This window comes from Mesorhizobium sp. 128a (assembly GCF_053848025.1).
The window spans coordinates 182,361-205,178 of the sequence record NZ_JBSPKY010000011.1; the positions used below are offsets into that span (position 1 = coordinate 182,361).

Annotated in this window: 28 protein-coding genes; 18 read left to right on the top strand and 10 right to left on the bottom strand. The window is 60.7% G+C overall.

The annotated features are described in order from the left end of the window. Nucleotides 1-780 precede the first annotated feature (780 nt). Complete coding sequence (locus tag ACWTU9_RS19500) at nucleotides 781-1,536, top strand: phage terminase large subunit family protein (protein ID WP_455859680.1); 756 nt, start codon at nucleotides 781-783, stop codon at nucleotides 1,534-1,536. A 60-nt stretch (nucleotides 1,537-1,596) separates the two neighbouring features. Here the strand turns inward: ACWTU9_RS19500 and ACWTU9_RS19505 are convergent, their stop codons facing one another. Next, a complete protein-coding gene (locus ACWTU9_RS19505; protein ID WP_455859681.1) occupies nucleotides 1,597-2,400 on the bottom strand; it encodes a hypothetical protein in 804 nt (267 codons plus the stop codon). A gap of 191 nt (nucleotides 2,401-2,591) precedes the next feature. Further along, nucleotides 2,592-2,963, bottom strand: coding sequence for a nuclear transport factor 2 family protein (locus ACWTU9_RS19510; RefSeq protein ID WP_455859682.1), 372 nt, complete (start codon nucleotides 2,961-2,963; stop codon nucleotides 2,592-2,594). Between the two features lie 289 nt (nucleotides 2,964-3,252). On the opposite strand from ACWTU9_RS19510, the gene ACWTU9_RS19515 reads away from it, so the two are divergent. The 4 genes from ACWTU9_RS19515 to ACWTU9_RS19530 all read left to right on the top strand — a co-directional run bounded on the left by ACWTU9_RS19515 (nucleotide 3,253) and on the right by ACWTU9_RS19530 (nucleotide 5,961). After that, nucleotides 3,253-3,444 (top strand): hypothetical protein, encoded by a 192-nt coding sequence (locus ACWTU9_RS19515; RefSeq protein WP_455859683.1) that lies wholly within the window; start codon nucleotides 3,253-3,255, stop codon nucleotides 3,442-3,444. A 254-nt stretch (nucleotides 3,445-3,698) separates the two neighbouring features. Beyond that, a complete protein-coding gene (locus tag ACWTU9_RS19520) occupies nucleotides 3,699-4,226 on the top strand; it encodes a hypothetical protein (protein WP_455859684.1) in 528 nt (175 codons plus the stop codon). Continuing rightward, complete coding sequence (locus tag ACWTU9_RS19525; RefSeq protein WP_454577933.1) at nucleotides 4,213-4,362, top strand: hypothetical protein; 150 nt, start codon at nucleotides 4,213-4,215, stop codon at nucleotides 4,360-4,362. The genes ACWTU9_RS19520 and ACWTU9_RS19525 overlap by 14 nt, the downstream gene beginning before the upstream one ends. A 405-nt stretch (nucleotides 4,363-4,767) precedes the next feature. Then, nucleotides 4,768-5,961, top strand: a complete 1,194-nt coding sequence (locus ACWTU9_RS19530) for an acyltransferase family protein (RefSeq protein ID WP_455859685.1) — start codon at nucleotides 4,768-4,770, stop codon at nucleotides 5,959-5,961. 27 nt (nucleotides 5,962-5,988) lie between these two features. Here ACWTU9_RS19530 and ACWTU9_RS19535 read toward each other — a convergent pair whose 3' ends face one another. Then, nucleotides 5,989-7,098, bottom strand: coding sequence for an acyltransferase family protein (locus ACWTU9_RS19535; protein WP_455859686.1), 1,110 nt, complete (start codon nucleotides 7,096-7,098; stop codon nucleotides 5,989-5,991). Nucleotides 7,099-7,199: 101 nt separating this feature from the next. Between ACWTU9_RS19535 and ACWTU9_RS19540 the strand changes: the two genes are divergently transcribed. The 9 genes from ACWTU9_RS19540 to waaF all read left to right on the top strand — a co-directional run bounded on the left by ACWTU9_RS19540 (nucleotide 7,200) and on the right by waaF (nucleotide 14,141). After that, nucleotides 7,200-9,023, top strand: a complete 1,824-nt coding sequence (locus ACWTU9_RS19540) for a portal protein (protein WP_455859687.1) — start codon at nucleotides 7,200-7,202, stop codon at nucleotides 9,021-9,023. Nucleotides 9,024-9,058: 35 nt separating this feature from the next. Further along, entirely contained in the window at nucleotides 9,059-10,003 is a 945-nt protein-coding gene (locus tag ACWTU9_RS19545) for a glycosyltransferase (RefSeq protein ID WP_455859732.1), read from the top strand. Nucleotides 10,004-10,171: 168 nt separating this feature from the next. Next, a complete protein-coding gene (locus ACWTU9_RS19550) occupies nucleotides 10,172-10,855 on the top strand; it encodes a glycoside hydrolase family 108 protein (protein ID WP_455859688.1) in 684 nt (227 codons plus the stop codon). After that, entirely contained in the window at nucleotides 10,852-11,055 is a 204-nt protein-coding gene (locus ACWTU9_RS19555; protein WP_455859689.1) for a hypothetical protein, read from the top strand. Before ACWTU9_RS19550 ends, ACWTU9_RS19555 begins: the two co-directional genes overlap by 4 nt. Before the next feature lie 96 nt (nucleotides 11,056-11,151). Further along, nucleotides 11,152-11,391 carry an ABC transporter permease gene (locus ACWTU9_RS19560; RefSeq protein ID WP_455859690.1) on the top strand — a complete coding sequence of 80 codons (240 nt, stop codon included), beginning with the start codon at nucleotides 11,152-11,154 and terminating at the stop codon, nucleotides 11,389-11,391. After that, nucleotides 11,376-11,567, top strand: a complete 192-nt coding sequence (locus ACWTU9_RS19565) for a hypothetical protein (protein ID WP_455859691.1) — start codon at nucleotides 11,376-11,378, stop codon at nucleotides 11,565-11,567. Before ACWTU9_RS19560 ends, ACWTU9_RS19565 begins: the two co-directional genes overlap by 16 nt. A 4-nt stretch (nucleotides 11,568-11,571) precedes the next feature. Next, the gene (locus ACWTU9_RS19570; protein ID WP_454588841.1) at nucleotides 11,572-11,895 is read left to right on the top strand and encodes a hypothetical protein; all 324 of its coding nucleotides are present in this window, start codon (nucleotides 11,572-11,574) and stop codon (nucleotides 11,893-11,895) included. Nucleotides 11,896-11,963: 68 nt separating this feature from the next. After that, nucleotides 11,964-12,482: a peptide-methionine (S)-S-oxide reductase MsrA gene (gene msrA / locus ACWTU9_RS19575; RefSeq protein ID WP_455859692.1), complete on the top strand. Its 519-nt coding sequence runs from the start codon at nucleotides 11,964-11,966 to the stop codon at nucleotides 12,480-12,482. Nucleotides 12,483-13,118: 636 nt separating this feature from the next. Next, nucleotides 13,119-14,141 (top strand): lipopolysaccharide heptosyltransferase II, encoded by a 1,023-nt coding sequence (gene waaF / locus ACWTU9_RS19580; RefSeq protein ID WP_455859693.1) that lies wholly within the window; start codon nucleotides 13,119-13,121, stop codon nucleotides 14,139-14,141. 74 nt (nucleotides 14,142-14,215) lie between these two features. Here the strand turns inward: waaF and ACWTU9_RS19585 are convergent, their stop codons facing one another. Then, nucleotides 14,216-14,410, bottom strand: coding sequence for a hypothetical protein (locus ACWTU9_RS19585; protein WP_455859694.1), 195 nt, complete (start codon nucleotides 14,408-14,410; stop codon nucleotides 14,216-14,218). A gap of 168 nt (nucleotides 14,411-14,578) precedes the next feature. Between ACWTU9_RS19585 and ACWTU9_RS19590 the strand changes: the two genes are divergently transcribed. Then, nucleotides 14,579-14,830 (top strand): hypothetical protein, encoded by a 252-nt coding sequence (locus tag ACWTU9_RS19590; RefSeq protein ID WP_455859695.1) that lies wholly within the window; start codon nucleotides 14,579-14,581, stop codon nucleotides 14,828-14,830. Nucleotides 14,831-15,452: 622 nt separating this feature from the next. On the opposite strand, the gene ACWTU9_RS19595 is transcribed toward ACWTU9_RS19590, so the two are convergent. From ACWTU9_RS19595 to ACWTU9_RS19605, 3 genes are all read right to left on the bottom strand, one after another. Then, on the bottom strand, nucleotides 15,453-15,932 hold the full coding sequence (locus ACWTU9_RS19595) for a GFA family protein (protein ID WP_455859696.1): 480 nt from the start codon (nucleotides 15,930-15,932) through the stop codon (nucleotides 15,453-15,455). 137 nt (nucleotides 15,933-16,069) lie between these two features. Continuing rightward, the gene (locus ACWTU9_RS19600; protein ID WP_455859697.1) at nucleotides 16,070-16,279 is read right to left on the bottom strand and encodes a hypothetical protein; all 210 of its coding nucleotides are present in this window, start codon (nucleotides 16,277-16,279) and stop codon (nucleotides 16,070-16,072) included. Between the two features lie 100 nt (nucleotides 16,280-16,379). Next, on the bottom strand, nucleotides 16,380-16,547 hold the full coding sequence (locus ACWTU9_RS19605) for a Thivi_2564 family membrane protein (RefSeq protein WP_202292706.1): 168 nt from the start codon (nucleotides 16,545-16,547) through the stop codon (nucleotides 16,380-16,382). On the opposite strand from ACWTU9_RS19605, the gene ACWTU9_RS19610 reads away from it, so the two are divergent. Next, nucleotides 16,538-18,190: a PAS domain S-box protein gene (locus ACWTU9_RS19610; RefSeq protein ID WP_455859733.1), complete on the top strand. Its 1,653-nt coding sequence runs from the start codon at nucleotides 16,538-16,540 to the stop codon at nucleotides 18,188-18,190. The two genes, ACWTU9_RS19605 and ACWTU9_RS19610, sit on opposite strands and share 10 nt — an antisense overlap. A gap of 27 nt (nucleotides 18,191-18,217) precedes the next feature. Here the strand turns inward: ACWTU9_RS19610 and ACWTU9_RS19615 are convergent, their stop codons facing one another. Continuing rightward, nucleotides 18,218-18,472 carry a hypothetical protein gene (locus ACWTU9_RS19615; RefSeq protein ID WP_454588795.1) on the bottom strand — a complete coding sequence of 85 codons (255 nt, stop codon included), beginning with the start codon at nucleotides 18,470-18,472 and terminating at the stop codon, nucleotides 18,218-18,220. A gap of 346 nt (nucleotides 18,473-18,818) precedes the next feature. On the opposite strand from ACWTU9_RS19615, the gene ACWTU9_RS19620 reads away from it, so the two are divergent. After that, nucleotides 18,819-19,055 carry a hypothetical protein gene (locus ACWTU9_RS19620; protein ID WP_454588796.1) on the top strand — a complete coding sequence of 79 codons (237 nt, stop codon included), beginning with the start codon at nucleotides 18,819-18,821 and terminating at the stop codon, nucleotides 19,053-19,055. A gap of 803 nt (nucleotides 19,056-19,858) precedes the next feature. Next, complete coding sequence (locus ACWTU9_RS19625) at nucleotides 19,859-21,085, top strand: anion transporter (RefSeq protein ID WP_455859698.1); 1,227 nt, start codon at nucleotides 19,859-19,861, stop codon at nucleotides 21,083-21,085. On the opposite strand, the gene ACWTU9_RS19630 is transcribed toward ACWTU9_RS19625, so the two are convergent. Further along, nucleotides 21,082-21,525, bottom strand: coding sequence for a hypothetical protein (locus ACWTU9_RS19630; protein ID WP_455859699.1), 444 nt, complete (start codon nucleotides 21,523-21,525; stop codon nucleotides 21,082-21,084). The genes ACWTU9_RS19625 and ACWTU9_RS19630 overlap by 4 nt on opposite strands. Before the next feature lie 102 nt (nucleotides 21,526-21,627). After that, nucleotides 21,628-22,707: an HPP family protein gene (locus ACWTU9_RS19635; RefSeq protein ID WP_455859700.1), complete on the bottom strand. Its 1,080-nt coding sequence runs from the start codon at nucleotides 22,705-22,707 to the stop codon at nucleotides 21,628-21,630. Between the last annotated feature and the right edge of the window lie 111 nt (nucleotides 22,708-22,818).

Here is a 22,818-nt window from a genome sequence, read left to right on the forward strand (position 1 = left end):
GCAGGGCAAGACCTACCGCATGAAACCGCAAAGGGGAAGATGAGTGGGAGCAGCTTCCTTCCGATACTTCCGACCTGAACCCACGCCCTCCGCCGCGCTGCCGTCTCGGCAGTTGTGGAATCGCGATCCGCAAGTAGACTGGCGCCACGGGTTAACCGAGGGCTCAGATTCATGAACAGGCGGCCAATCCAGGACCGTCATGGCAAATGCCGCGAACGAGATCGCCAAAGACATTCGGGAAAATACGGTAGCGGTGAAGGCCCTCAGCGAACGCATCGACAAGATGGAGCGTTAGCGCAACAAGCATCGGTTGGCACTTGAGCATGCGAGAGGAAGAACGGCGTTCTATCATTCGATCATTGGTTGACTTGGATCGGCCGGTTACTGAGATTAAGGCGCTCCTGGCGCCGCTTCCCTGGGATTATCCAAAATCGCTCGTCAGGCTAACCTACAATCACATTAGAAGCGTTCTCTTACGCTTTCTGGCGGGGAACCTTGACGCGAAGGACGTAGAGCAGTGGGCCGAACTCGTTGAAATGCGAGATGACATCGAGTTCGCGGACGAACGGACGAAAGAGGTAATCCACATGCTGTCCACGCCGCAAATCCACTTTCCTATCGACGGTCAGCTCGCGCAGCTTCTGCTCTCACCAATTTCAAATTGACCCAACACCGAGACGTCGGATGAATGCTCCGAAGCTCGCTATCCTCGTCGCGATTTCCCATGCATGACACAACAGCCTGCCGGTTCAACCACTGGCTGGTGGATCGGGTGTGCAGATGAGCCGTCACGTCACCTTCATGACCATCGACGATGCGGGGCACTATTCGCCGGACGAGCGCGCCGCGATCGTTGCCGCCTATCCTGAGCATGAGCGCGAGGCCCGGGCCAAGGGTATTCCGGTTCTCGGCTCCGGCCGCATCTTTCCGGTCGCCGAGGACATGATCGCCTGCGAGCCGTTCCGGCTGCCGCGCTGGTGGCCGAGGCTCGGCGCGCTCGATTTCGGCTGGGATCATCCGTCCGCTGCCGTCGAGCTCGCGTGGGATACGGAGGCTGATGTCGTCTACGTCACCAAGGCGGCCCGCGCTTCGCAGCAGACCCCGGCCATGCAGGTGCTGGCGCTGAAGCCGTGGGGCGAATGGCTGCCATGGGCCTGGCCGCGCGACGGCCGCCGCGAGACGCTGGAAGGGGCGGGCACAGCGCTCGCCAGGCAATATGCCGCGCATGGGCTGAACATGCTCACCGGTCACGCCCGCTTCACCGACGGCTCGGTCTCGGTCGAGGCCGGGCTGATGGACATGCTCGACCGCATGCAGTCCGGCCGCTTCAAGGTGTTTTCGACGCTGCTGCCCTGGTTTGAGGAATTCCGCCTTTACCATCGCAAGCACGGCCAGGTGGTGAAACTGCGCGACGACCTGATGGCCGCCACCCGCTATGGCGTGATGATGCTGCGCGAAGCGGTGGTCGATCCGGCGGAGTTCAAGAGCGCGCGGCGGCCAGCGGGACAGAGCGATCCGCTGGGGGCTTTTCGGTGAGGATCTATACTACCCCTTCGCCGCCTCCGCGTAGGAACTCAGAGTCCGTAAAAACTGCAATTACCACAGCCCGGTCCACCTACCAAGCAATAGAAGGGCTGCTGTTGCGATCTTCCCAATTGTGACGTCTGCAAATTTTTTGGCGAGATATTTGAGTCCTTGATAGAGGAGTGCGTGTAAAGCATCGGCGCGCACTTTCACTGCTTCCAAGAGACGTCTCCCAGCGCGGATCTCCGCTATTCTCTGATCCTTGTCGTCCATATCATCATAGTTGTTACTTTCTCGAATTGCTGCCTCTAAATTCTTAAGTGTGTTAGAAACTTCGGCGTAATCAGGTGAATTGTGATCAACAGTGATAGTCCTATCGGAGGCTGGAACGAAAATTGGCTTGGGAAACGAAATCTCCTCTATCTCAGGTACTGCTATGTCGATGTTTCGCTTAAGATAACGCCTAAGCTCATACACGAACGGTCGAAATGCTTGATTTAGCATTTCTTGCGTTCCCTCGTTCACATTCCGAGCGGAGGAGTAAAATTCTCGAGCGAAAAGCTCAGGTCGTAGGTTCTCAAGCGCCATCTGCTCAAAAAGAAGCAGTTGGCTAGCCAGCCGCATCTCTTGCTGTTCTGGCCATGTGACATGCCCGGTGCCTATTCCGCTCTGTTTTTTAAGGTAATTCTTTTGAATTTCTTCCCAATTTGTAAGGGATTGAAGCCATTTGATTCTTTGAGAGATCGGATAAGGAGAGACGTCGAGCGACGCAAGAAAGCGTCTAAGTTGTTGTGGAACTTGTTGCCAATGGGCTTGGGCAGCAAAATCTGCCAGCTCGCCATATTCTTCGAAAAATTCATCAATATCACTGACCATTTGCTGCCCCTCTAAAGCAACCCGCATTTCAGCAGATACAAGCGACCTTGGCTATGTCGCAGGAGAGTCTTGGCAGGATTATCATCATTTCACACAATTATTGAGAGTGGTTGATGGAAATCACTAGCGTCATGCGCAAGGTGGTTTTGGCACCCGGCCGACTGGGTTCGTCAGCGCGCCAACATCCGACTCTACTCCACGATCTTCCAGTAAGAATCCTTGCGGATCACCTTGCCGTCGCGAAATGTGTAGAAGTCGCAACCCCGGACCTCCTTTTTCACGCCTTCGCGGGTGGTGCCGGTGAGGAGCCATTTCGACATGCCGGTATCTGCAGCCGCATCGACGAAATGCTCGCCGTCGCCGTAGTGGACATCGGGCAGGCCTTCGAAGCGTGTCGCCAGCGCGGCGCGCACGTTCTGCTTGCCCTCGAAGCGCGAGCCCCAGGGGTTGCTTCCTCTCGGCATTTCCAGGACGCAGTCGTCGGCAAAGAACGCCATGATGCGATCGAGGTCGTGCGCGTTGAAGGCTTCGCATAGCTCCGTCAGTGTCGATCGAATGTCCATTCGCCCGTCTCCTGGATAACCGATAGCGTGCGCGTCCGAAGTAGGTCACTGGCGGCGGGGCCGGTCAAGGCCTTCGACACTCCATCGGATAGCGGGACCCGCATTCGAATTGCGGTGGCAGTGTACGTTTTTTGGTCGCGCGATGTTGCTGGATTGAACCTCGACACTGAGGGACTGAAAATAGGTGCACTGTCACCGTAATTCCGTAATTCGATAATGGAAGCTTGTTGCCTTCACGCGTGCCAGTCGGCAATAGAGCATGTCACGGCATCAATAATTCGGGGGTATTATGGAATCTGAAAATTCACTGCTCGCGTACTTCATTTCCTGGCTGCCATTCCTGATTTATCTCGCAATCCAAATTTGGCTCACATTCAAACTCATCCACGTTCAGCAGGCGATGGTGCGGGCGCAGGAAGGCATTCTGGCCAAGCTGACCGACATGGACAACCGTATGTCCGCCAAGCTGAGCCGAGACTGAGCATTCACTCGGGGCGATGCCTCACGCTTCGTCATCCTCGGGCTTGACCCGAGGATCCATGCCGCGACCGTCGCCGACGGATGCGGCGCATCAGAATTCTGCACCGCCGCTTCGCTCGCAGGTCACGGCATGGATCCTATGGTCTGCGCCGCGTCGCTTCGCTCCTTGCTCCGCCATAGGATGACGAAGGGTGGAGACGTCGCACTTCCTTTTGTTTGACGATGGCCTGGCCTCCGACTGACGAAGGTCCGCCCATGACCCTTCGCATCATTCCCGCCACGCTGCGCGATCTCTCCTACATCGCCGCCAATCTGCGCCCCGAGGATCGGGCCGAGATCGACTGCCAGCTCGACCATTGGTCGCCGGCCCTGCTGGCGCTGACGGCGCTGCAGGGCTTTGCCTGGGTCGCCGAGCTCGACGGCAATCCGGAGGCCGGCTTCGGCGCTGCCGAACAGCGCAGCGGGCTGTGGATCGCCTGGAGCTGGGGCACGCGCCGGATGAGGCGCTGCGTGCCTGGCATCACCGCGCACTTCCATGCCGTGCTGGGGCCGCAGGTGGCGGCGCGGGGCGCCTGGCGGGTCGAGGCGCGGGCGCTGGCCGCCAATGAATTGGCGCTGCGCTGGCTCGGCCGGCTGGGCGCCACGCAGCGCTGCCGGCTGCCGGGTTACGGCAGGAACGGCGAAGATTTTTTCCTCTATGACTGGACAAGAGAAGGCTGGAACCATGTGTCTGTTTCAAAAACCACCCGCACTGAAACCGCTGCCGCCGGTGCCGACACCTGAAGACAAGGACGTGCAGGCGCGCGAGGCGGCGCTGAGGGCCGAGCTCGAACGCAACCAGGGCACGGCAAGCACGGTGAAGACCGACCTCGCGCCCGGCGACCTCACCGGCCAGCGCCGCGTGCTTCTGGGGGTATGACCATGACCGCGATGAAGCGCAGTTTCAGGAAGCGCGTGCTGGCGTGGTGGTACTGGCGGCGGCACGCGAGGCTGCTGAAGCGGCGGTGAGCCTGATCTCCCCCCTTGTGGGGGAGATGCCCGGCAGGGCAGAGGGGGGCGCTGTCCCGCCGACCTATCCGCTTAGCCTTCCACGGCATTGCATCTGAAAGGGCGGTGACGCTGCGATCCTTCACGCCCCCCTCTGTCCTGCCGGACATCTCCCCCACAAGGGGGGAGATTGCTAATCACCGCCGCGCTTCCTCTTCATCTCGCAATGGCCAACGCTATGGGAGAACACGATCTCCTAAACCATAACATCCAACCGCAATTCGTCATCTCTCCACGGGTTGACAATCGCTCCTCAAGCGCCATGCTGCAGTGCAACATGGCCAGCTACGAAACCAGCATCACGGATATCAGGTCGTCGCGCATCGAATGCCTGGACGGGCTTCGCGCGCTTGCGGCGATCTGGGTGCTGGTCGGGCACTGCCTGCTTTTGACCGGCTGGCGAATTCCGATCGTCGGCGAGCCGGATCTTGGCGTCGACCTGTTCATCATGCTGTCCGGCTTCCTGATGGTGTTCCACTATCAGCTGCGCCAGGACAAGGAACCCTGGCAAAGGCCGCAAACCTGGCTGAAATTCTGGACGCGCCGCTATTTCCGGATCGCGCCGCTGTTTTATGTCATGCTTTTCCTGGCGCTGGCGCTTGGCCCCTATGTCTACGATTGCAGGATCATCATCGACGATTTCCTCTCGAGATCGCACCAGGCGCCCGAACGCTACCTCGACGGCAGCCTGAAGAACATCCTTGCCCATCTCACCTTCCTGTTCGGTCTGGTGCCGAACCTCGCCTACCGCACGCCGCTGCCCGACTGGAGCCTGGGGCTGGAGATGCAGTTTTATGCCGTGTTCCCGGCCGTCATGCTGCTGGTGCGCAGGCTGGACTGGATCAGGAGCGCCATCCTGGTCGCGGCCGTCGGCTGCGCCATCGTGTTTGCGATGCGGCTGTTGTCGATCCATTTTCCGATGCCGTCGTTTCTGCCGCTGAAGATGCAGATATTCCTGTGCGGGATGCTGCTTGCCGGCATCGTGCATCAGAGCCAGCCCCGGCCTATCCTGTACCTGGCACTGGCGCTGCTTTTGGCGGCGCTGCCCTTTGGCGGCGAGCAGGGGCTCGGCAAGCTTCTGGTGCGTGAAGCGCTGGTGGCGGGCTTCTTTGCGCTGGTTCTCTACCGCATGCTGCCGGGAAAGGCGGGAATGCTGGCGCGGACGATCGCCGTGACGCTCAGCAACCGGTTCTTCCATCTAATGGGAGAGCTTTCCTTCAGCATCTACCTGATCCACCTGCTGGTGCTGCAGCCCGTCGCGGCCTTCGTCATCAGCCAATACGGCCACGAACTGGCGGCGCCGTTGCGCTTCGCGATCGTCGTTGCCGTTGTCCTGCCGACGGTGACCCTCATGTCCTGGATCACCTACAACCTGATCGAGGTCCCCGGCCAGAAGGCGGGCCGCTTCGTCGTCCAGCGCTTTGGCCGCAAGGGCGGCACGGCGGCGCTGGAGAGGACGCCGGCGGAGTAGGGCGCGAAGCCAGCCGATCTCCTCGAACTAGAACTGGGTCACGCCCTCGCGTGCGCGGCGAAGCGAAAGCCAATGCCGCAGCAGGGCGCGGATATTCTTGTCGTAGACATAATGGGCGAATGCCGAGACGACGATGATCAGGGTGGATGTCGCCAGGACGAACGGCAGGCCGTGTTCGTTCCATGAGATGTCGGTCACGGCTTCGACCGCGGCGTTCGAAAGGCGGATGAGGGGCGTGTGAAGGACATAGATGGCGTAGGAGATGTTGCCGGAGAACAGCGCAATCCAGCGCCAGAAACCGGAAAGCCGCAGGCGCGAGGCCACGAGAACGAGCCAGGGCCAGATCAGGACGATAACCACCAGGCTGTATAGCTGGACATGTTCGCCGGGATCGAAGGTCATCAGCGCTCCGCACAGCACCAGCAGGAACATCATATAGAGATTGCCGTCCCGGCTGTCCCCGGTCGCATACCGGTTGAGAAAGACCCCGAGAAAGAACGAGAAGACGATCCGGGCGGGAGCCGCGATCGTGTTGTCGAAGTAGGCGCCGCCGCCAAGTGCGATACCATGCCAGGCCATCAGCACCAGGGCCAGTAAGCCAACGCCGACGATGACGGCCAGCGAGCGCGCAACCAGCCTTGTGGCCAACGCGGCAAAAAAGGCATTGGCGACGAGTTCATAAAACAGCGACCATGCCGGGCCATCAAGCGGGAAAAGCAGGTCGGGAGCCGTCGAGAGCGACGGCGGCGTGGGCAGAAAAAGAACGGAAAACCCAAGGGTTGCAAGCAAATCCAGCCGCGAATAAGCACCGAGCCCTTGTGTTGCGATGACTGCAGCGACGCCGATCATGGCCAGGCCGAGTGCGGCGAAGTAGAGCGGGTAGAGCCTGAGAAGACGGGTCTCCGCGAAGTCCCGGAATGACATCCCTCTTCGGAACTTGTCGTCGTAGGCGTGGGCGATCACGAATCCGCTCAGCAGAAAAAACAGGTCCACGGCAAGGAACCCTGAAGGCGCCAGATCATATCGCCGGCCCGTATATTCGGCGAAGTGGCCTAGCATCACCAGGACAGCAGCAATGCCCCTAAGTCCATGCAGGGCGTCGAAGTGGGCGGTCCTTGAATCTCGCGTCTCGGTCATCCCGTTTCCGTCAGTTTTTACTGTGCCTATCTACGCACCGATTGCTGCGATGCACAAGAAAGTTTTGCGGCGCACACTCAACTCACACCCAGGAGCCCCACATGGCCAATGCAGAGGGCTCGATCAGCCGTGCCCGCGATATTCTCTCCCGCCAGTCCGAGCTCGAGACCGAGCGCAGCCAGTATGAGGCGGTGTGGGAGCAGGTGGCGGAATTTTGCGACCCCGACGCGCCCGAAGTCTGGAGCGGCCGCCGGACCGGCGGGCTGAGTTCGCAGGCCGAGCGGCAGGAACGGCGCGGGTCCCGCGTCTATGCCAACACCATCAACTCGGCCGCCAACCGGCTCGCCGCCGGGCTCGAAAGCCTGATCATCCCGCAGTCGGAAAAATGGCACGGGCTGACCACCGCCGAGATGAATGACGAGGAGACCGATGAGGAGAAGGAGTGGGCTGAAGGCTTGCGCGATTTCCTGTTTGCGCTGCGCTACTCCGCCAATTCGAATTTCGTGCCGGCGACGCAGGCCTGCCTCAGGAATGTCGTGCGCTATGGCCCGGCCTATCTCTATGCCGAGGAGGGTTTTGGCGCGACGCTGATCCGCTATGCCTCGATCCCGGTGGCCGAAGGCTATCTGGCTCGCAACCGCTGGGGCCAAGTCGATATTTTCCACCGCCGCTACGAGCGCACCGCAAGGCAGGCCGCACAGCTGCTCGGCTACGACAAGCTGCCGGCGCGCATCAAGGCGCTGGTCGACGATCCCGCAAAATGCGAGACCAAGATCTCGCTGATCCAGTGCATCCAGCCGCGCGACGAGCGCCAGATGTACGCTCAAGGTGGCCGCACCCAATATCTCGACATGGCGTTCGGCTCCTGGCACGTCATCGAGGAGGAGGAGGAGATCGTGCGCGAAAGCGGTTTCCGTTCCTTCCCGGTGTCGACCTTCAACTGGCGCCGCTATGAGGGCGATTCCTATCGCAAACTGACGCTCACCTACATCAGCGGCGCCGGCACCTTGCCGACGACGGTGAACGGCATCTGGCTGATGTTCGACCGCGCCGGAGACAAGGGAGCGGACGGGACGGGGACGGGGGATTTTTCAGGGCCGGCGTCCTCGGTGACCGACAACATCGTCACCTTCGCCGGCACGACGGGCAAGGTGGGGAAGGACGGCGGGGTCAAGGCGAGCGACCTCATCGCCGGCCCGGCCTCCGCCGTCGCCGACAACATCGCGACCTTCAACGGAACTACCGGCAAGTCGGCCAAAGACAGCGGGATTGCGGTATCGAGCCTGGCGCCGAAAGCGAGCCCGACCTTCACGGGAGTGCCGGCTGCACCTACGGCGGCGCCGGGCACCAACACGACGCAACTTGCGACGACAGGGTTTGTCGCGGCTGCCGTTGCAGCTCTGTCAACAGTGTATCAGTCGGCTTCGGCCGTTCTCAGCGCTCTGGCCGGCATCGGCACGGCAGTTGCCGGAGACGTCATCTACGGGACAGGTGTGGGAACCTGGGGGCGCCTCGCTAAGGGAACGGCAAGTCAGGCCCTTCTAATGAACAGCGGCGGGTCAGCCCCGCAGTGGGGGACGCTACCGTTTACCAAATCGTTCGAAAGCGCCCCACAAACGCTGACGGCCGGCGGCTCTCTCATCCTTGCCCATGGACTTGGAGTCAAGCCGCCGCTCTATGCAGCCTTCATCCAATGTACTACGGCCAATTCGGGGTACGCGGTTGGTGATGAGATACCCATCAACCCTGCTCTCAATACAACTGATGCGACCGTTCAAGCTATTAGCATTGTGCCGGATGCAACCAATTTAAATGTACGGGTTGGCAGCGCTGCTGGCTCAATCAAAATCCTCAACAAGGCTGGAGCCGGTTTTAACGATATAACGAACGCGAGCTGGAAACTCGTTGTGAGGGCGTGGGCCTAGCTTGCCAAATATGAGCAACGGTCTAAACGTTGGAAATGCATATTACTATTGCGGTGCAAGGCAAAATACCCTCCAGAGGCTATGGCGGCACCCAGCGGCAAATCGATTGGCTAGCTAGCGCACTCGTATCTCTCGGACATCAAATCACACTGATTGCCGGAGTGGGGTCCAGCCATCCGCGTTGCGAGGTGCGACAGGCTTCGTCACAAGCAGAATGCCTGGCGGCGATCCCTGCTAATACTGACATCGTGCATTTCAATGGCTGGTATGATGTAGAGTGCCCATATCGTGCGCTTTACACCCTGCACGGCTATGTTCCGAACGCCCCGAGGGAGGGGCTGAATTTCAGCTTTGTCAGCGCCAGCCACGCGCGCCAGCACAACCGAGAAACGTTTGTTTATAACGGCTTCCCGGTGGATGCCTACCGGCTCGCTGATCGAAAAGTTGACCGGCTGTTGTTTCTAGGCGGCATCGCAAGGGCCGGGAAAGGCCTCAACCGGGCCGTTGGTCTGGCGAAGAAATTCAACTTCGAACTCGATATTGCGGGCGGATCGAGATGGAAGTTGCTAGGGCGCAGCCAGACCCGGAAAGACGGCCTTTTCTTCAAGAGCTTGTCGTGGCGCTACCGTTTCCACGGCACCGTCGATGGCGACGAGAAACTGCGATTGCTCGGCGAGGCGCGCGCATTCCTTAACCCGATCTCTTGGGTAGAGCCGTTCGGCATGGCCCCGGTCGAAGCAATGCTGTGCGGGACCCCCGTGCTAACCACACGGTGGGGGGCGCTTGCAGAAACGGTTGATGCAGACAGCGGGCGTTTCTTTGAAACCGATGAGGAGTTTGCTCGCGTTCTCAATGAGATCGACAGTATTTCCGCGCGAACATGCCGTGAATCGGCTGCCGAAAGATTTCCGATCGAGAAGACCGCAAAGGCCTACTTGGAACTCTATAAACGCATCCTTGATGGCGAAGCGCTTCCGTGAACCCTCTTTAGCTGTTCCATCCAAATTCCTATCCTGCAAGGAAGCCTTTTGGTGGGACCGACATGGCGGTCTGCACAGATACGGGTTGATGGGACACTCGTCTCCTTTCTTCGATTTGTGACCAGCTAAAGTCTCCTAGCTAAATCCCACAACCAAAGAGGCACTTCCATGGACCGCAATTTCGCGCGGGCGCTTTCGCTCGTCCTCAAATCGGAAGGCGGTTGGTCCGACAATCCGGCTGATCCGGGCGGCGCCACCATGAAGGGTGTGACGCTGGCCAACTTCCGCCGCTATGTGAAGGCGGATGCCAGCAAGGCCGATCTGCGCAGGATCAGCGACGAGCAGGTCGCAACCGTCTATCGCCGCTTTTATTGGGACGCCGTTGCCGGTGCCCAGCTTCCCGGCGGCGTCGACTATGCCGTGTTCGACTTTGCCGTGAACAGCGGGCCGGGCAGGGCGACGAAATTTCTGCAGGCTGCGGTAGGCGCGGTGCAGGACGGCAGGGTCGGCCCGGCCACGCTGAGCGCCGTCGGCGCCAGGCCGACGGGCGCAGTCATCGATGACCTTTGCGACGCCCGCCTGGCATTCCTGCGACGGCTGCCGACCTGGCCGGTTTTCGGCAAGGGCTGGAGCGACCGCGTCCGGTCGGTCCGTTCGCAGGCGCTGCTGATGTCTGCCTCTCAGTCCGCTTCGGCGTCCTCGGCGGATCCACGGGGTCCAGCCAGTCCGGCCATTCTGTCATCCGTGCCCGACATCATGCCGTCGTCCGCGCCCGCCGTGCCCCCTGCTGAACGCCTCTGGCGGGCGCTGTTTCAGATCCTGCAATCCATCTTCGCAAGGAGCCCGACATGATCGCCGTTCTCATCCGCATTATCTTGCGCTACGGCGCCGGTGTCCTGGTGGCGCGCGGCCTGCTTGGCGCAGATGACGCGGCAGCACTTTCTTCCGACCCCGACATTCAGGCCGGTCTGGAAATCGCCGCCGGTCTTGCGATCGCCTCAGTCACCGAGACCTGGCGCTGGCTTTCTCGCAAATTCGGCTGGGAGCACTGACATGGAAGGGTTTCAACAACTGCTCATCGCCTATCTCGAAGCCGCCAGACCCTATGCGATCGGCTTTGCGGCCGGAATCATCGCCGGGTGGCTGCTGTGAGCGCGCTGCTGGCCTTCCTGCTCGGCAACAAAGCGCTGCTGGGCTTCTTCGCATCCGTCATTGCCGCCCTCGGCTGGGGCTTTCACCAGCGTCTGGCTGGGGCCAGGGCCGAGCGCGGCAGACAGGCGGCCGCCGAAGCCGCGGCGCGCGCGGTCGCCGACCAGGTGCAGAACGATATCGGCGCACTCCCGGCGGACGCCGTTCGAAAGGAGCTGAAATCATGGGCAAGGGATTGATGATTGCGCTGCTCGTGGCGCTGGCCGGATGCACGACTGCTCCGGGCGGCTTCTGCACGGTCTCGAGCCCGTTGCACCTGTCGGCCAAAGCCGTCGATGCGCTCTCGGATGCCGAGGCGCGGGCGCTTTTGACGCACAACCGCAAAGGACAAAAACTTTGCGGGTGGAGGCCTTAAGCCGATGCACGACCTCTTCGACATGCTTGGCATCAAGGGCCCTGTCGTCGCCGCCGGTTTAGCCGGCGGTGTGCTGCGAGCGCTGTCGCGCCATCGCTACAAGCTGCGCGAGATGATCGCCTCGCCGATCTGCGGCGCGCTGGCGGCCGCCTATCTGACGCTGCCCGCCGTTGCCTGGTTCAAGGCGACAGGGTTGCCTATCCCTGATCCCGCCGACGACACCACGACGCTCGCCGCCGCCTTCTTGATCGGCGTCTCGGCCATGTGGATCTCCGACATCGTCTTCGAGGTGATCGTGCGGCGGTTCGGCTCGGCAGGCAACGAGTGATCCACTTGAGGTGCTGGAAGAAGCCAGCGACAATGCCTACTTAAGGAGCAATCCAAAGGAGGTATGATATGGCGACGTCCACCGAACGTGCAGTGCTTGCCGGCGGCTGTTTCTGGGGCATGCAGGATTTGATCCGGCGCTATCCCGGCGTGAACTCGACCCGAGTCGGTTATAGCGGCGGCGATGTGCCCAACGCCAGCTACCGCAACCACGGCACCCATGCTGAAGCCATCGAGATCGTTTTCGATCCCGCCAGGATCAGCTTTCGCACGCTGCTCGAATCGTTTTTCCAGATCCACGATCCAACCACCAGGAACCGTCAGGGCAATGATGTCGGAATGAGCTATCGCTCGGCGATCTTCTACACCAGCGACGAGCAGAAGCGCGTCGCCGAGGACACCATTGCCGATGTCAATGCCTCCGGGCTATGGCCGGGCAAGGTCGTCACCGAACTGGCGCCGGTGGGCGATTTCTGGGAGGCCGAGCCCGAGCATCAGGACTATCTCGAGAAATATCCCAACGGCTACACCTGCCACTTTGTCAGGCCGGGCTGGAAGCTTCCGGTCCGCGAAAAGGCAGTTTCATAGCCCAGCCACAACCGGCCGATACTGGTATCAGAGTTGAGAACGCCGCACCCGAAGGGTGTGGCGTTTTTTGCGTTTGTTCGCGGCGTTTCCGCCGCGAGCGCATCTGGAGAGGGTTGGCCTAGAAGCCGAAGAATTGATGGCCGATCATGTATCCAAGCGCGACGACGGCCAGCGGAAACAGCGCAGGCGCCAGCCGACCAAGAGCGGAACTCTTTGGCTGTTGCCTGGGGATGGTCCTGGATGCATTGCCGAGATTCTTGGTCATTGGGCATAGTAGCAAGCGCTGATTAACGATTCCGTAACTCGGTGATAGAGGCGCAACACTGACAGTGGGCGCGGCTTTTCGCGATTCTGGCGTGACCTTGACAATGCCAAGCCCGTGACGCAACTGAACCGTCTTTGAGAGGACTGTGAGGCAAGGTCAATGCGGGTGACGCTCGTTTTGAAGGGCGTAATACCCTGCCGGGGTTACGGCGGGATTCAGCGTCAGGTCGAATGGCTGGCAACGGAGATGGTTCGTCTGTCGGTGCAAGCCCAGCGCTTTACGGGATCCAGCACGCGTCGACCAATCCCCAATGCCGCGCAACCGATCCGCCGGACCTCTACACTCCGCGTCTCCTACGGCGAAGCGCTTCCTTGACGACCGGTGATCCAATCCTCTTCGTCGGCTTTCCGGCAGTTGGCGACTTCGTCCGTTGCCACTCCGCTATCCAGATCATTGCCGAGCGATTTCCTGATCGCCCCATCGATGTCGTCACCTCGCCGGTCGCCGCGCCGCTGGCGCGTCTGATGCCGCACGTCCGGAAGGGCTGGGCGCTTGCCAAGCGTCATCAGCGGCCAGGTTTTGCAGAGCGCGGCCGCCTTGTCGGCGAGTTGCGAAAGGAGAACTACGGGACGGCCTATCTGATGACCAGCAGCACCAAGGCGGCGCTGATGGCGTTCATGGCCGGCATTGAGGAGCGCGTCGGCTATCCGCAGGAATTGCAATTCGGCCTCCTCAATCGTTTCCCCGCCGGCTGGTTGGCGCATCTATGGGCTTTCGGCCCGCGCAAGACGCGGCTCTTCGAGGAGGTCTGCTCGATTGCCTCTCTTGGCGAAAAGCCGGCTGCGGGCACAGAATGGCCGGCGCCCCGGCTTGTCGTCGATCCGGCCGAGCTGGACGAATGGCGCCGGCGCCAGAAGATCGATGCCGGCCAGCCGGCGCTGGCACTCTATACGGCAGACATCGAAAATTTCCGCTCGTGGCCCATCGAGCGCTTCATCTCCGTCGCCAGAGACCACCATGATCGCGGCTGGGCAATCTGGATTGTCGGCGGACCGCGCGAGCGGGCCGGCGCTGCAAAAATCCGCGCCGCCATTCCTGCGGCAATCGACTTCACCTCGACCCCGTCGATTGCTGACGCAATGTGCCAGATCGCGGCGTCGACCATATTCCTCGGGGTTGATGGCGGCATTTCGCACGCCGCCGCTGCCCTGAACGTTCCATGTGCGCTTATCTACGGGCTAAATCGCCCCTATGTGCACGGTCCCGTAAACAACCATGTTCGCTTTATCGAGCCACCGCTCTCGACGCCCAGCTGGGTCAAGGATACGCGCGGGATCAGCGAAACCCGGGTGAGGGAGGCGCTGGCTGGCCTTTCATCCGGCATTCACAACTGACGGTGGTTTGGAGGGCTCCAGCGCCTCATCCAAAACGCGCCCGTGAGGGGCGCCACCATCGCTCCGTTTCGGCGTTACCCCTTCGCCCTGCGGCTTTCGGGCTCGTGATTGCCGATCCAGTGCGCGCGGATGCGATCGCTGGCTTCAAGGTAAGCCATGTCGATGAGATAGGTCAGAAGCTTCTCGCCATCGGCTTCGGCTTTCTGCCGAAGTTCCCGCAGTATCCCTTGCGCGAACTGCAGATTCTCCATCTTGCTCGGCTGGTCCATCGGTGCCCCCAATGTCTGCGCATGAACTTTGCGCCGGCTATGCTTGCATGAAGATTGCGGTGAAGCTCACGGTGGAGCTGTATCAGGTTGTATTAGCGCTCGATCAACGACCCTATTGCGCTTTTTGCAAAAATGTCGATATTTTACGCCGCCAATCGGACCGCGACGATGCACGAAGACGAGGGCAGTTTCTCCAACAAGTTGCAGGCCATGCTGGATGTCATTGCCGACAGCGTATCGTCCAGTCGGGACGGGCACGATCTTGGCCGGCTCAGGGTCGACGCCGCCAGCGCCGCGGCGGTGTTGGTGAAGTTTTACGGCGACGCTGCTCTTGAGCGCGCCAGCCTGCTGGAGGGCCGCTCGCCTCAAAGCCATTTTGCCCGCATGGTGACGGCTGAACTCCGCTCCCGCACAAGCTAACAAGATCTGCTCCAAGTCGATTTGCGCCTCATGCACCCGGAGACGATCCTCGGCGTCGACGCTCTGCATGCATCTTTCGGTCGATGCGCCATGCGAAAACTCGTCGAGCGTCAGCCCGAGATAGTCGGAAAGATTGGCGTCGCCGTAAGCACGGCTGCGCTTGATATCCCAGGTCCAGAACCCGTCAATCGGTGGATGCTGCACGTGCGGACCGCGACGCTGCCCAGGCGCTGGCTGCATGAAAACCGCCCCATTCGGCCTCAAGATTCGCCACACTGTGTAACAAAAAAGGAAATAAACAAATTGTCCTTTTGTACGAGGTGACAAGATTTCGTTATGTCATGCCAAAAACATACTTGGACAGATTAATTGACGTGACCATTTTGCGTGGTCTAAGCTCTCGTTTTTAAACAAAACGCAGCGCCGCTCTGCAACCGCAAGACGAAATCCAAGTGAGCGGAGCCAACCACCCAGTAGATCGATCGCCGGTTGCAAAAGGACACTTGCGTGGAGCGAGCCATGGGCCATCCCATGGTTGCGCGGCGATCGGACAGCGCATCGGGCGGTGTTCGAGAACGAATTCCTACTTGTCGACCGGCCAAGGCCGTCTGCATCGCGTGCGCTAGGCCGATTTGCGTTGCGGCAAGTTGCTTGCGAGTGTCTCGGCCCCGTCAGGAATCAGATCGGCTGTCAGGCCATCGTTTTTCGCCTCGTCTTCCTCACGGTCATGCTCGAACTGCCGGGCACCTGGCGACGGTTGCAACCAGTGTTCGCGGCGGTTGACCCAGAGTTCATAGCTGGGCTCCAGTCCTTCGGTGGGGACCTCGTCGAGGCTGCCAATCGTCACCTCCACCTCATTCTCACGAACCAAAGGGACCCGGCCGCCACAGGTTGGGCAAAAGCTTCTGTCACCATAGCTGCTGACGATACCCGCCGTTTCAAACGCCTCGAGCGGCCACACCGCAAATGCCGAAAAAGTCGACCCGCTCGCCTTGCGGCAGTCCTTGCAATGGCAAAGGCCAACCCGAAACGGGTCTCCCATCACCGAAAACTGGATGCCGCCACAAAGGCAGCTGCCGCTTCGCCTCGTATCAGTGGCCATGACCGCTCCTCCGACTTGTTGGGCATCACACCGCTACACCCCGCAGCGCCATGCGCAGAATCAATTCACGCGGAGCGCAAGGGTTCCATGTCGCCGCCCGGACTGCGTTTGCTGGCGCCCTCAGCACCCAGTTGGTTCTATCCGTTCGGGAAGTCGAACACCGGCTCCCGGCACCAATAGACGCGGCATTGCCCATCACGTGTTGGAACGGAGGCGGCAACCGGCACCTCCGGCCAGTCGCAGTCGTTGCCGAATTGGCGGACGTAGCGATCGTAAGTGTTTCGGCCTGTCGTCAGCACCGCCGAGCGATGGCTCTGGATCAGGCGCTGCGTCTCATCGCAAGTCATCGTGCGCGTGTCCGGTCGCGCGTATGCCGTGGTTGTTGCGGCAACCAACGCTGTTGCGACGGACCATGCGAGCCTTTGGAATGTCATAGCGGTCCTTATACTAGAACACCGCCAGATATTTCAGCAACGAAATGATGCCGATAATGATGACAACGATCTGCGCGATCTGCCTCGTGCGGCCATCGAGCGGCAGGCGCTGGACGAGATAAAGCACCAGGATGATCACCAGAAAGGTGATCAGGATGCCGATAAGTGCTGATGAAGCCATGTCCCTCACTCCGTTTGGCTATGTATGAAAAAAGTACGCAGCGGCAAACGCTTGGACTTATCGATTGGTTCCTGTCAGCGCGAAGGGGATGGTTGCGAAAGCAAGGTCCGGCGACCCCAATTGCCGCTGCCGAGACCAGAGTTGGTGTCGGCGAGTGGAACCGAAACCTCTCGCGCGCATTCAGTGGTCGAGGCAGGCCGTTGAAAATCGAACAGACAGGGGATTACGTGGCAGGGGAACATGCGGACTCCATCCAACAAATGGAGGCAGGAATTGCGGGATTTTCCTCCGCCGATCTGATGCGGGCTCTCCCGGTCGCTGTCTACACTATCGACAGACAGGGCCGTATCACATTCTTCAACGATGCCGCGGCCGATTTGTGGGGACATAAGCCGGTCATCGGCCGAGATCTCTGGTGCGGCTCGTGGAAGCTCCGTCATTTCGACGGTCGGCCGATGGCGCACGGCGAGTGCCCAATGGCAGTTTCCATGCTGGAGGAACGCGATATTCCGTGGGGCCAGGCAATTGCGGAGCAGCCAGATGGCGAACTCATTCCGTTCAGGGCTTACCCTCGCCTGCTTCGCAACGAATCGGGTCAGGTTGTCGGCGCCATCAACACGCTGCTCGATCTGCGCATGCAGACGCAGGCCGACGAGGCGCGAATGCGACTGGCCGCGATTGTCGAATCGTCCATGGACGCGATCGTTTCGAAAGACATCAACGGCATCATCACCAGCTGGAACGATGCGGCGGAACATTTGTTCGGCTACACGCCCTCCGAGGCAATCGGCCGGCCGGTGACAATGCTCATTCCGCCTGACCGCCTCGGCGAGGAGACCTCGATTATCTCCCGCATACGTGCCGGAGAGCGCGTGCCGACATACGAGACCATCCGCTTACGCAAGGGCGGCACCTCGATCCCGGTCTCGCTGACCATCTCGCCGATCCGCGATGGCATCGGGCGTATCATCGGCGCTTCCAAGATCGCCCGCGACATCAGCTCCCACAAGGAAAGCGAGCGGCGTATCCGCCTGCTTATGCGTGAAGTCAACCATCGCGTGAAGAACCAATATTCGGTCATCATTTCGATGATCCGCGAGACCAGCAAATCGGCTGGCACGCCGGCGATTTTCCTAGAGCAGGTGCGAGAGCGCATCTCGGCCCTTTCGCAATCCCATGATCTCCTGGTCGACGCCGAATGGCGCGGCGCCACCGTTGGCGACCTGATCAAAGCGCAACTCAAGCCTTTTGCGGCGCAGGATCGCCTGTCGATGGCTGGACCAGCGATCACACTTCAGCCAAATGCCGTCCAGTATCTCGGCATCGCCTTCCACGAGCTGGCCACCAATTCGGCAAAGCACGGAGCACTTTCGCGCCACGGCGGACGAGTCGAAGTCGAATGGGACGTGATCCGGGCAGCCAACGGCGCCGAAATCTTTCGTCTGATATGGGGTGAACTGGACGGGCCGCGCTTGGGCGCAATTGCGCGCCGTGGTTTCGGCTCTGTTGTGCTTAAGCGGGTTGCGCCACTGGCTCTCAGCGGCACCGGACTGTTGGAGTTCAAGGAAGACGGTGTAGTCTGGACTCTCGAAGCGCCGTTGGCCTCCGTCCAAACCTCTTTCGCCGATATTGTAGCGGATTAAAGCGGCTCGCGCTCCGAGCGCACGCGCTTATCCTTCCAACCGGGCAGGTGGCGCAGCCTGGCCACTGATGACGTCGGATCTGTCGATGCCATGCAGTTCGTGCGGATTGTCCGGAAGCGATGTGAATCGCCCCGCCTCGACGGCAGTCAGGCCGTCGAGTTCCATCGCCGCGCCATAGAGTTGGGCCACTTGCATCACGAGCCGCTCGACGTCCTCAAGAGCAATGTTCTCGTCCAAATTATGCGTTCGCACGTCCTCTGCCACAGTGGCGATGTTGACCATTCCGCGGGATCGTAGGGCCGCCAGGACCCGTGAATTGAGATCCTCGCGTAGCTGAGCTGAATATCCGTATCTCATGGAACCCTCCCTTTCAGGAGCTATTTGTCCTTCTTGATCAAGATGCGCCCATCAAAATCGGATGGCAAGAAAAATCGTCAATATTCATAAATAAATCAATTAGTTAGTAGATGATGAGGGTTGTGCAATCGACGCTTCGTTCGCATCGTTGGTCTTGAATGTGGGTTGCCAATCAGCCGCTCTTGACGCGCTATGCGGCGACCACTAACTATACTGTTCCTGAGGTACATACTAACTCGTCTTATTTTGGTCCCGGCGGTTGGAGCGCAAAATGGCCGATCTGGAACGACCGGAGCGATTGCAGATCATGCTGACAGCCGAGGAATTGGCTGCCTTGGAAAACTGGCGTTTCGAAAAGCGCATGCCAAGCCGGTCCGCGGCCGTGCGGGAATTGCTGCGGCGCGGCCTGGATGCGGATGGGTTCCTGACTGCTGGCCAAGGAGCGAAGTCGCAGGACTTTGGAATTCTGGGCAGCAGCGCCAATGGCGACGGATCGTCGGGCGAATAATCCGGCGGCGACCAACCATCAATCGCCTCGTCTGGAAGTGCCGTTATGGGCTATATGCGGCCGTGGAGCGGAAAACGCTCGCGGCCTGCTCGCACCGAAACAAAACTTACCGCTATGGCTGCAAGCCCGCTCCGGTTCGCCGAGGGGGGCTTTTTTCGTTTCCAGGAGACTTGCTCACAGGCATGCGGAAACGGAACATGCCGGACGTCTCCGGCCAGCCTTGTCAGGATCGTTTTCAAATCAGCTCACGATTCCCGTCCGCCGCACTCCAGGCACGCGACACTGTGACCTGGGCAGCTAAGCCGGTGCGTTCCTCCGGGGCAGCAATGGCCATTCGAACTCATCCACCGGGCGCAAACAAAGATCTTGCGGGCTCCCTGGCAACGCGGACATTCCATCGGGCGCGCCAGAAAGGTGTCGTTCTCCGAAACGCGGCATTCCCTCTCAAGGACCATGTGAAAACCCCAAGGCCTAAATACGGCTAAACTATCCATACCCGGAAAGGATAAATTAGAATTTAATTATATAAACCATGACCTTGGCAACAGTGACGTTTCGCGAATGGCGATGTCCGGCCGCGGCAGGCCACAGCGCTTGTCTCATTCGCAATCTCGGCCGTTGTCAGGACAATGTTCCGGCCGCTCCCGGCGTCGGTCGGCCCATGATTTTGCCCACCGATTTTCACATCCGGATGATCATAGGCGCTTTCGCTTTGCTGGAGCGGCGTTAAAGCTGCGCGGCCAATGCCTGAGCGGGAACAATCCATTCCGGCGTCGGTTCGTTTGAACAGGAATGGTCAGCCAATGACATCGATGGGCGCCGCGGCATTGCTGATCCTCATCCTGACCTATGCCGGCGTCGCCATCGGCCGCATCCCGGGCCTGCGTCTCGACCGGGCAGGGATCGCCTTGCTCGGCGGTGCGGCGATGATCGCCATCGGCGCGCTCAGTATGGAAGAGGCCTATCGCGCCATCAATTTCGACACCATCACGCTGCTGCTTGGTATGATGATCGTCGTTGCACATTTGAAGGTTTCGGGTGCCTTCCGCGCCCTCGGCGCCTACGCTATCGAGCATGCGCATGCGCCGTTCATACTTCTGGTGATGGTGACACTCCTCACCGGCGTCCTGTCGGCGTTTCTTGTCAACGACGCGATCTGCCTGGTCATGGCGCCAATCGTCGTCCACGTCACCCGTGTCATCAACCGCAATCCCATTCCCTATCTGATCGCTACCGCCACCGCGTCCAACTGCGGCAGCGTCGCTACCATCACCGGCAACCCGCAGAACATGGTCATTGGTGCGCTGTCGGGAATTTCCTATCCGGCCTTTTCGGCAGCACTTGCGCCGGTTGCCCTGTTCGGCCTCGTCGCCGTCATCATCATCGTGCGCATCGTCTACCGCAGCGAATTCGCGCGCAGTGCCGAACTCAGTCCGGAAGTCTATCGCGGCCGCATGCTGCCCGGACAGGTGCTGAAGGCAGTCATTGTCTGCCTCGGCCTGGCGGTCGCGTTCTTCGCCGGCGTTCCGGTTGCCAAGGCAGCACTCATCGGCGGCGCCATCCTGCTGCTCACCCGGGCCATCAAGCCCGCACGAATCTACCGTGAGATCGACGGGCCGCTGCTGTTCATGTTCGCCGGCCTGTTCATTGTTGTCGCTGGCGCCGAGAAAACGCTGCTTACGCCTGATATCATCGCTTCCGCCAAGAACCTTGGGCTGGACGACGTCTGGCGGCTGTCGGGCTTTACGGCTGTGCTTTCCAACATCATGAGCAATGTTCCGGCGGTACTGGCGCTGAGGCCGTTCATACCCGGCCTTGAAAACCCCGAGCGGGCCTGGCTGGTGGTGGCCATGAGTTCAACGTTGGCAGGCAACTTCACCTTGCTCGGCTCGGTCGCCAATTTGATCGTCGCCGAACAGGCGCGGGCCGCCGGCAAACAGCTGTCCTTCACAGCCTTCTTCAAGGTCGGCCTGCCGTTGACGCTGCTGACCCTTGCTGCCGGCACGGCCTGGCTGGCGGCTGGCTTTTAGGAGCCGGTGTTTCGTCCCGACCGTGCCCGAACCAGCGTTGCAGCGGCATATCCCGCCGCCTCGACATAGTCGGGGTTGCGGTGGATCAGCATGATCGAGAAGGCGCCGTCCATCAAAAGCACGATTTCGCGCGCCAGGGTCTGCGGCTCTGCGACGCCGTGGCCGGAGAGCTCACCGGTCAGCCAGGTCTCGAAATTCTTCTTGTGCCGTGACCCGGCCTTGACGGCGGGATGTCCGGGCATTGAAGCGAGTTCGGCTGCTGTGCGCAGAAAGCCGCAGCCTTTCCATTTCGGATTCTTCGCCACCCGCGCCAGATTGGTGAAGATCGCTTCGACCTTGGCGCGGAAGGCGCCGGCCTCGCGCGCCATCGCCCGGCGCACCAGCGCCATGTCGCCTGACACAGTGTCGGATGCCGCGGCTTGTGTTGCAAACTTGTTCATCGTGACCGGACCTCTAGACAGATGGTTGGCCTGGACATTGGACTCGCAGGCCAGGGAAAGGTTCCCGGCTTGTTTCTGCCAGTCTGCCTAAAGCCGCCTATACTAGGCCGCTGCCAGTCCTTTGTCTGCCGCCTGTACCCGCGCCGCTGCGGCCAGGAGATCGGTCTGCGTGATCAGGCCGAGGATGCGCCGCTCGCTGTCGATGATGACCACGGCATGGCTGCGTCCGTCGGTGAGCACGGGAAGCAGGCGCATCGCCGGTGTGTCGGGCGAAGCGGTTGCGGCATTCGACATGACCCCCTTCACCGTGTCGGTGGCCTTCGTCAACTCGCGCAGGCCAACGGCGCCAACCAGCTTCGCCTCTGCGTCGACCACCGGCAAGGTACGGATATTGTGATCCAGGAGTTGCTGCCGGGCCTCGTCGACCGAAGCCTGTTCAGGCACCGACACCACATCGCGGGACATGATGTCGGCGCAAAGCAACGTCCGGTGCGAGCGGACCATCGCCTGCAGTTCGACCTGGCGCAGCAGCCGTTCGAGATCGCCACGGTCGATGTCGAAGGTCTCGTCCAATGTGCTGAGTGCGGCATCGACGTCCTCGGGCCGGAAGCCCACGCGCTGCACAGCCGGCTGGTCTGCCGTTCCGTGGCTGTTGGCGGCAGGCGCGGGCCGGTGCGGGTAGCTGCGTCGCGACAGCCTGTGGAACCCGTAGCCGAGCGCCACCAGCACCATCGAGTTCAGCGCCACCGGCACGAAGGGAAACAGGAAGCCGGCGCTGATCACGGCCGGTCCGCCGAACACCGCCGTCAGCGCCACTGCCCCGCCCGGCGGATGCAGGCAGCGCGCGAACGACATGGTGGCGATCGCCAGCGCCACGGCGATGCCGGCGGCCAGGACAGGCTCGTGCACGAAATGCGCCACGATCACGCCGACCAGCGCGGATAGAGTATTGCCGCCGATGATCGACCACGGCTGCGCCAGCGGGCTCGCCGGCACCGCGAAAAGCAACACCGCCGACGCGCCCATCGGGGCCACCAGCAGCGGCACATGCGGGCCGCTGCCCAACACCAGCCCGCCAATCGCGCCGGTCAGCGCGATCCCGATCATCGCGCCGATACAGGCGATGATGCGCTCGCGCAGCGTCGCGCCTGCGAGAATGGGAACAAAGAGACGAAAGGCCATGGCAAGCTCGGGATTAGCGGAAAGTGCGGCTCGAAGCGCTCTGCAATGACGCTCGACTGTCGACTTTGAAAGTCAATCCAATCCGGAAAAGCGCGTATTGGGGAAATAACA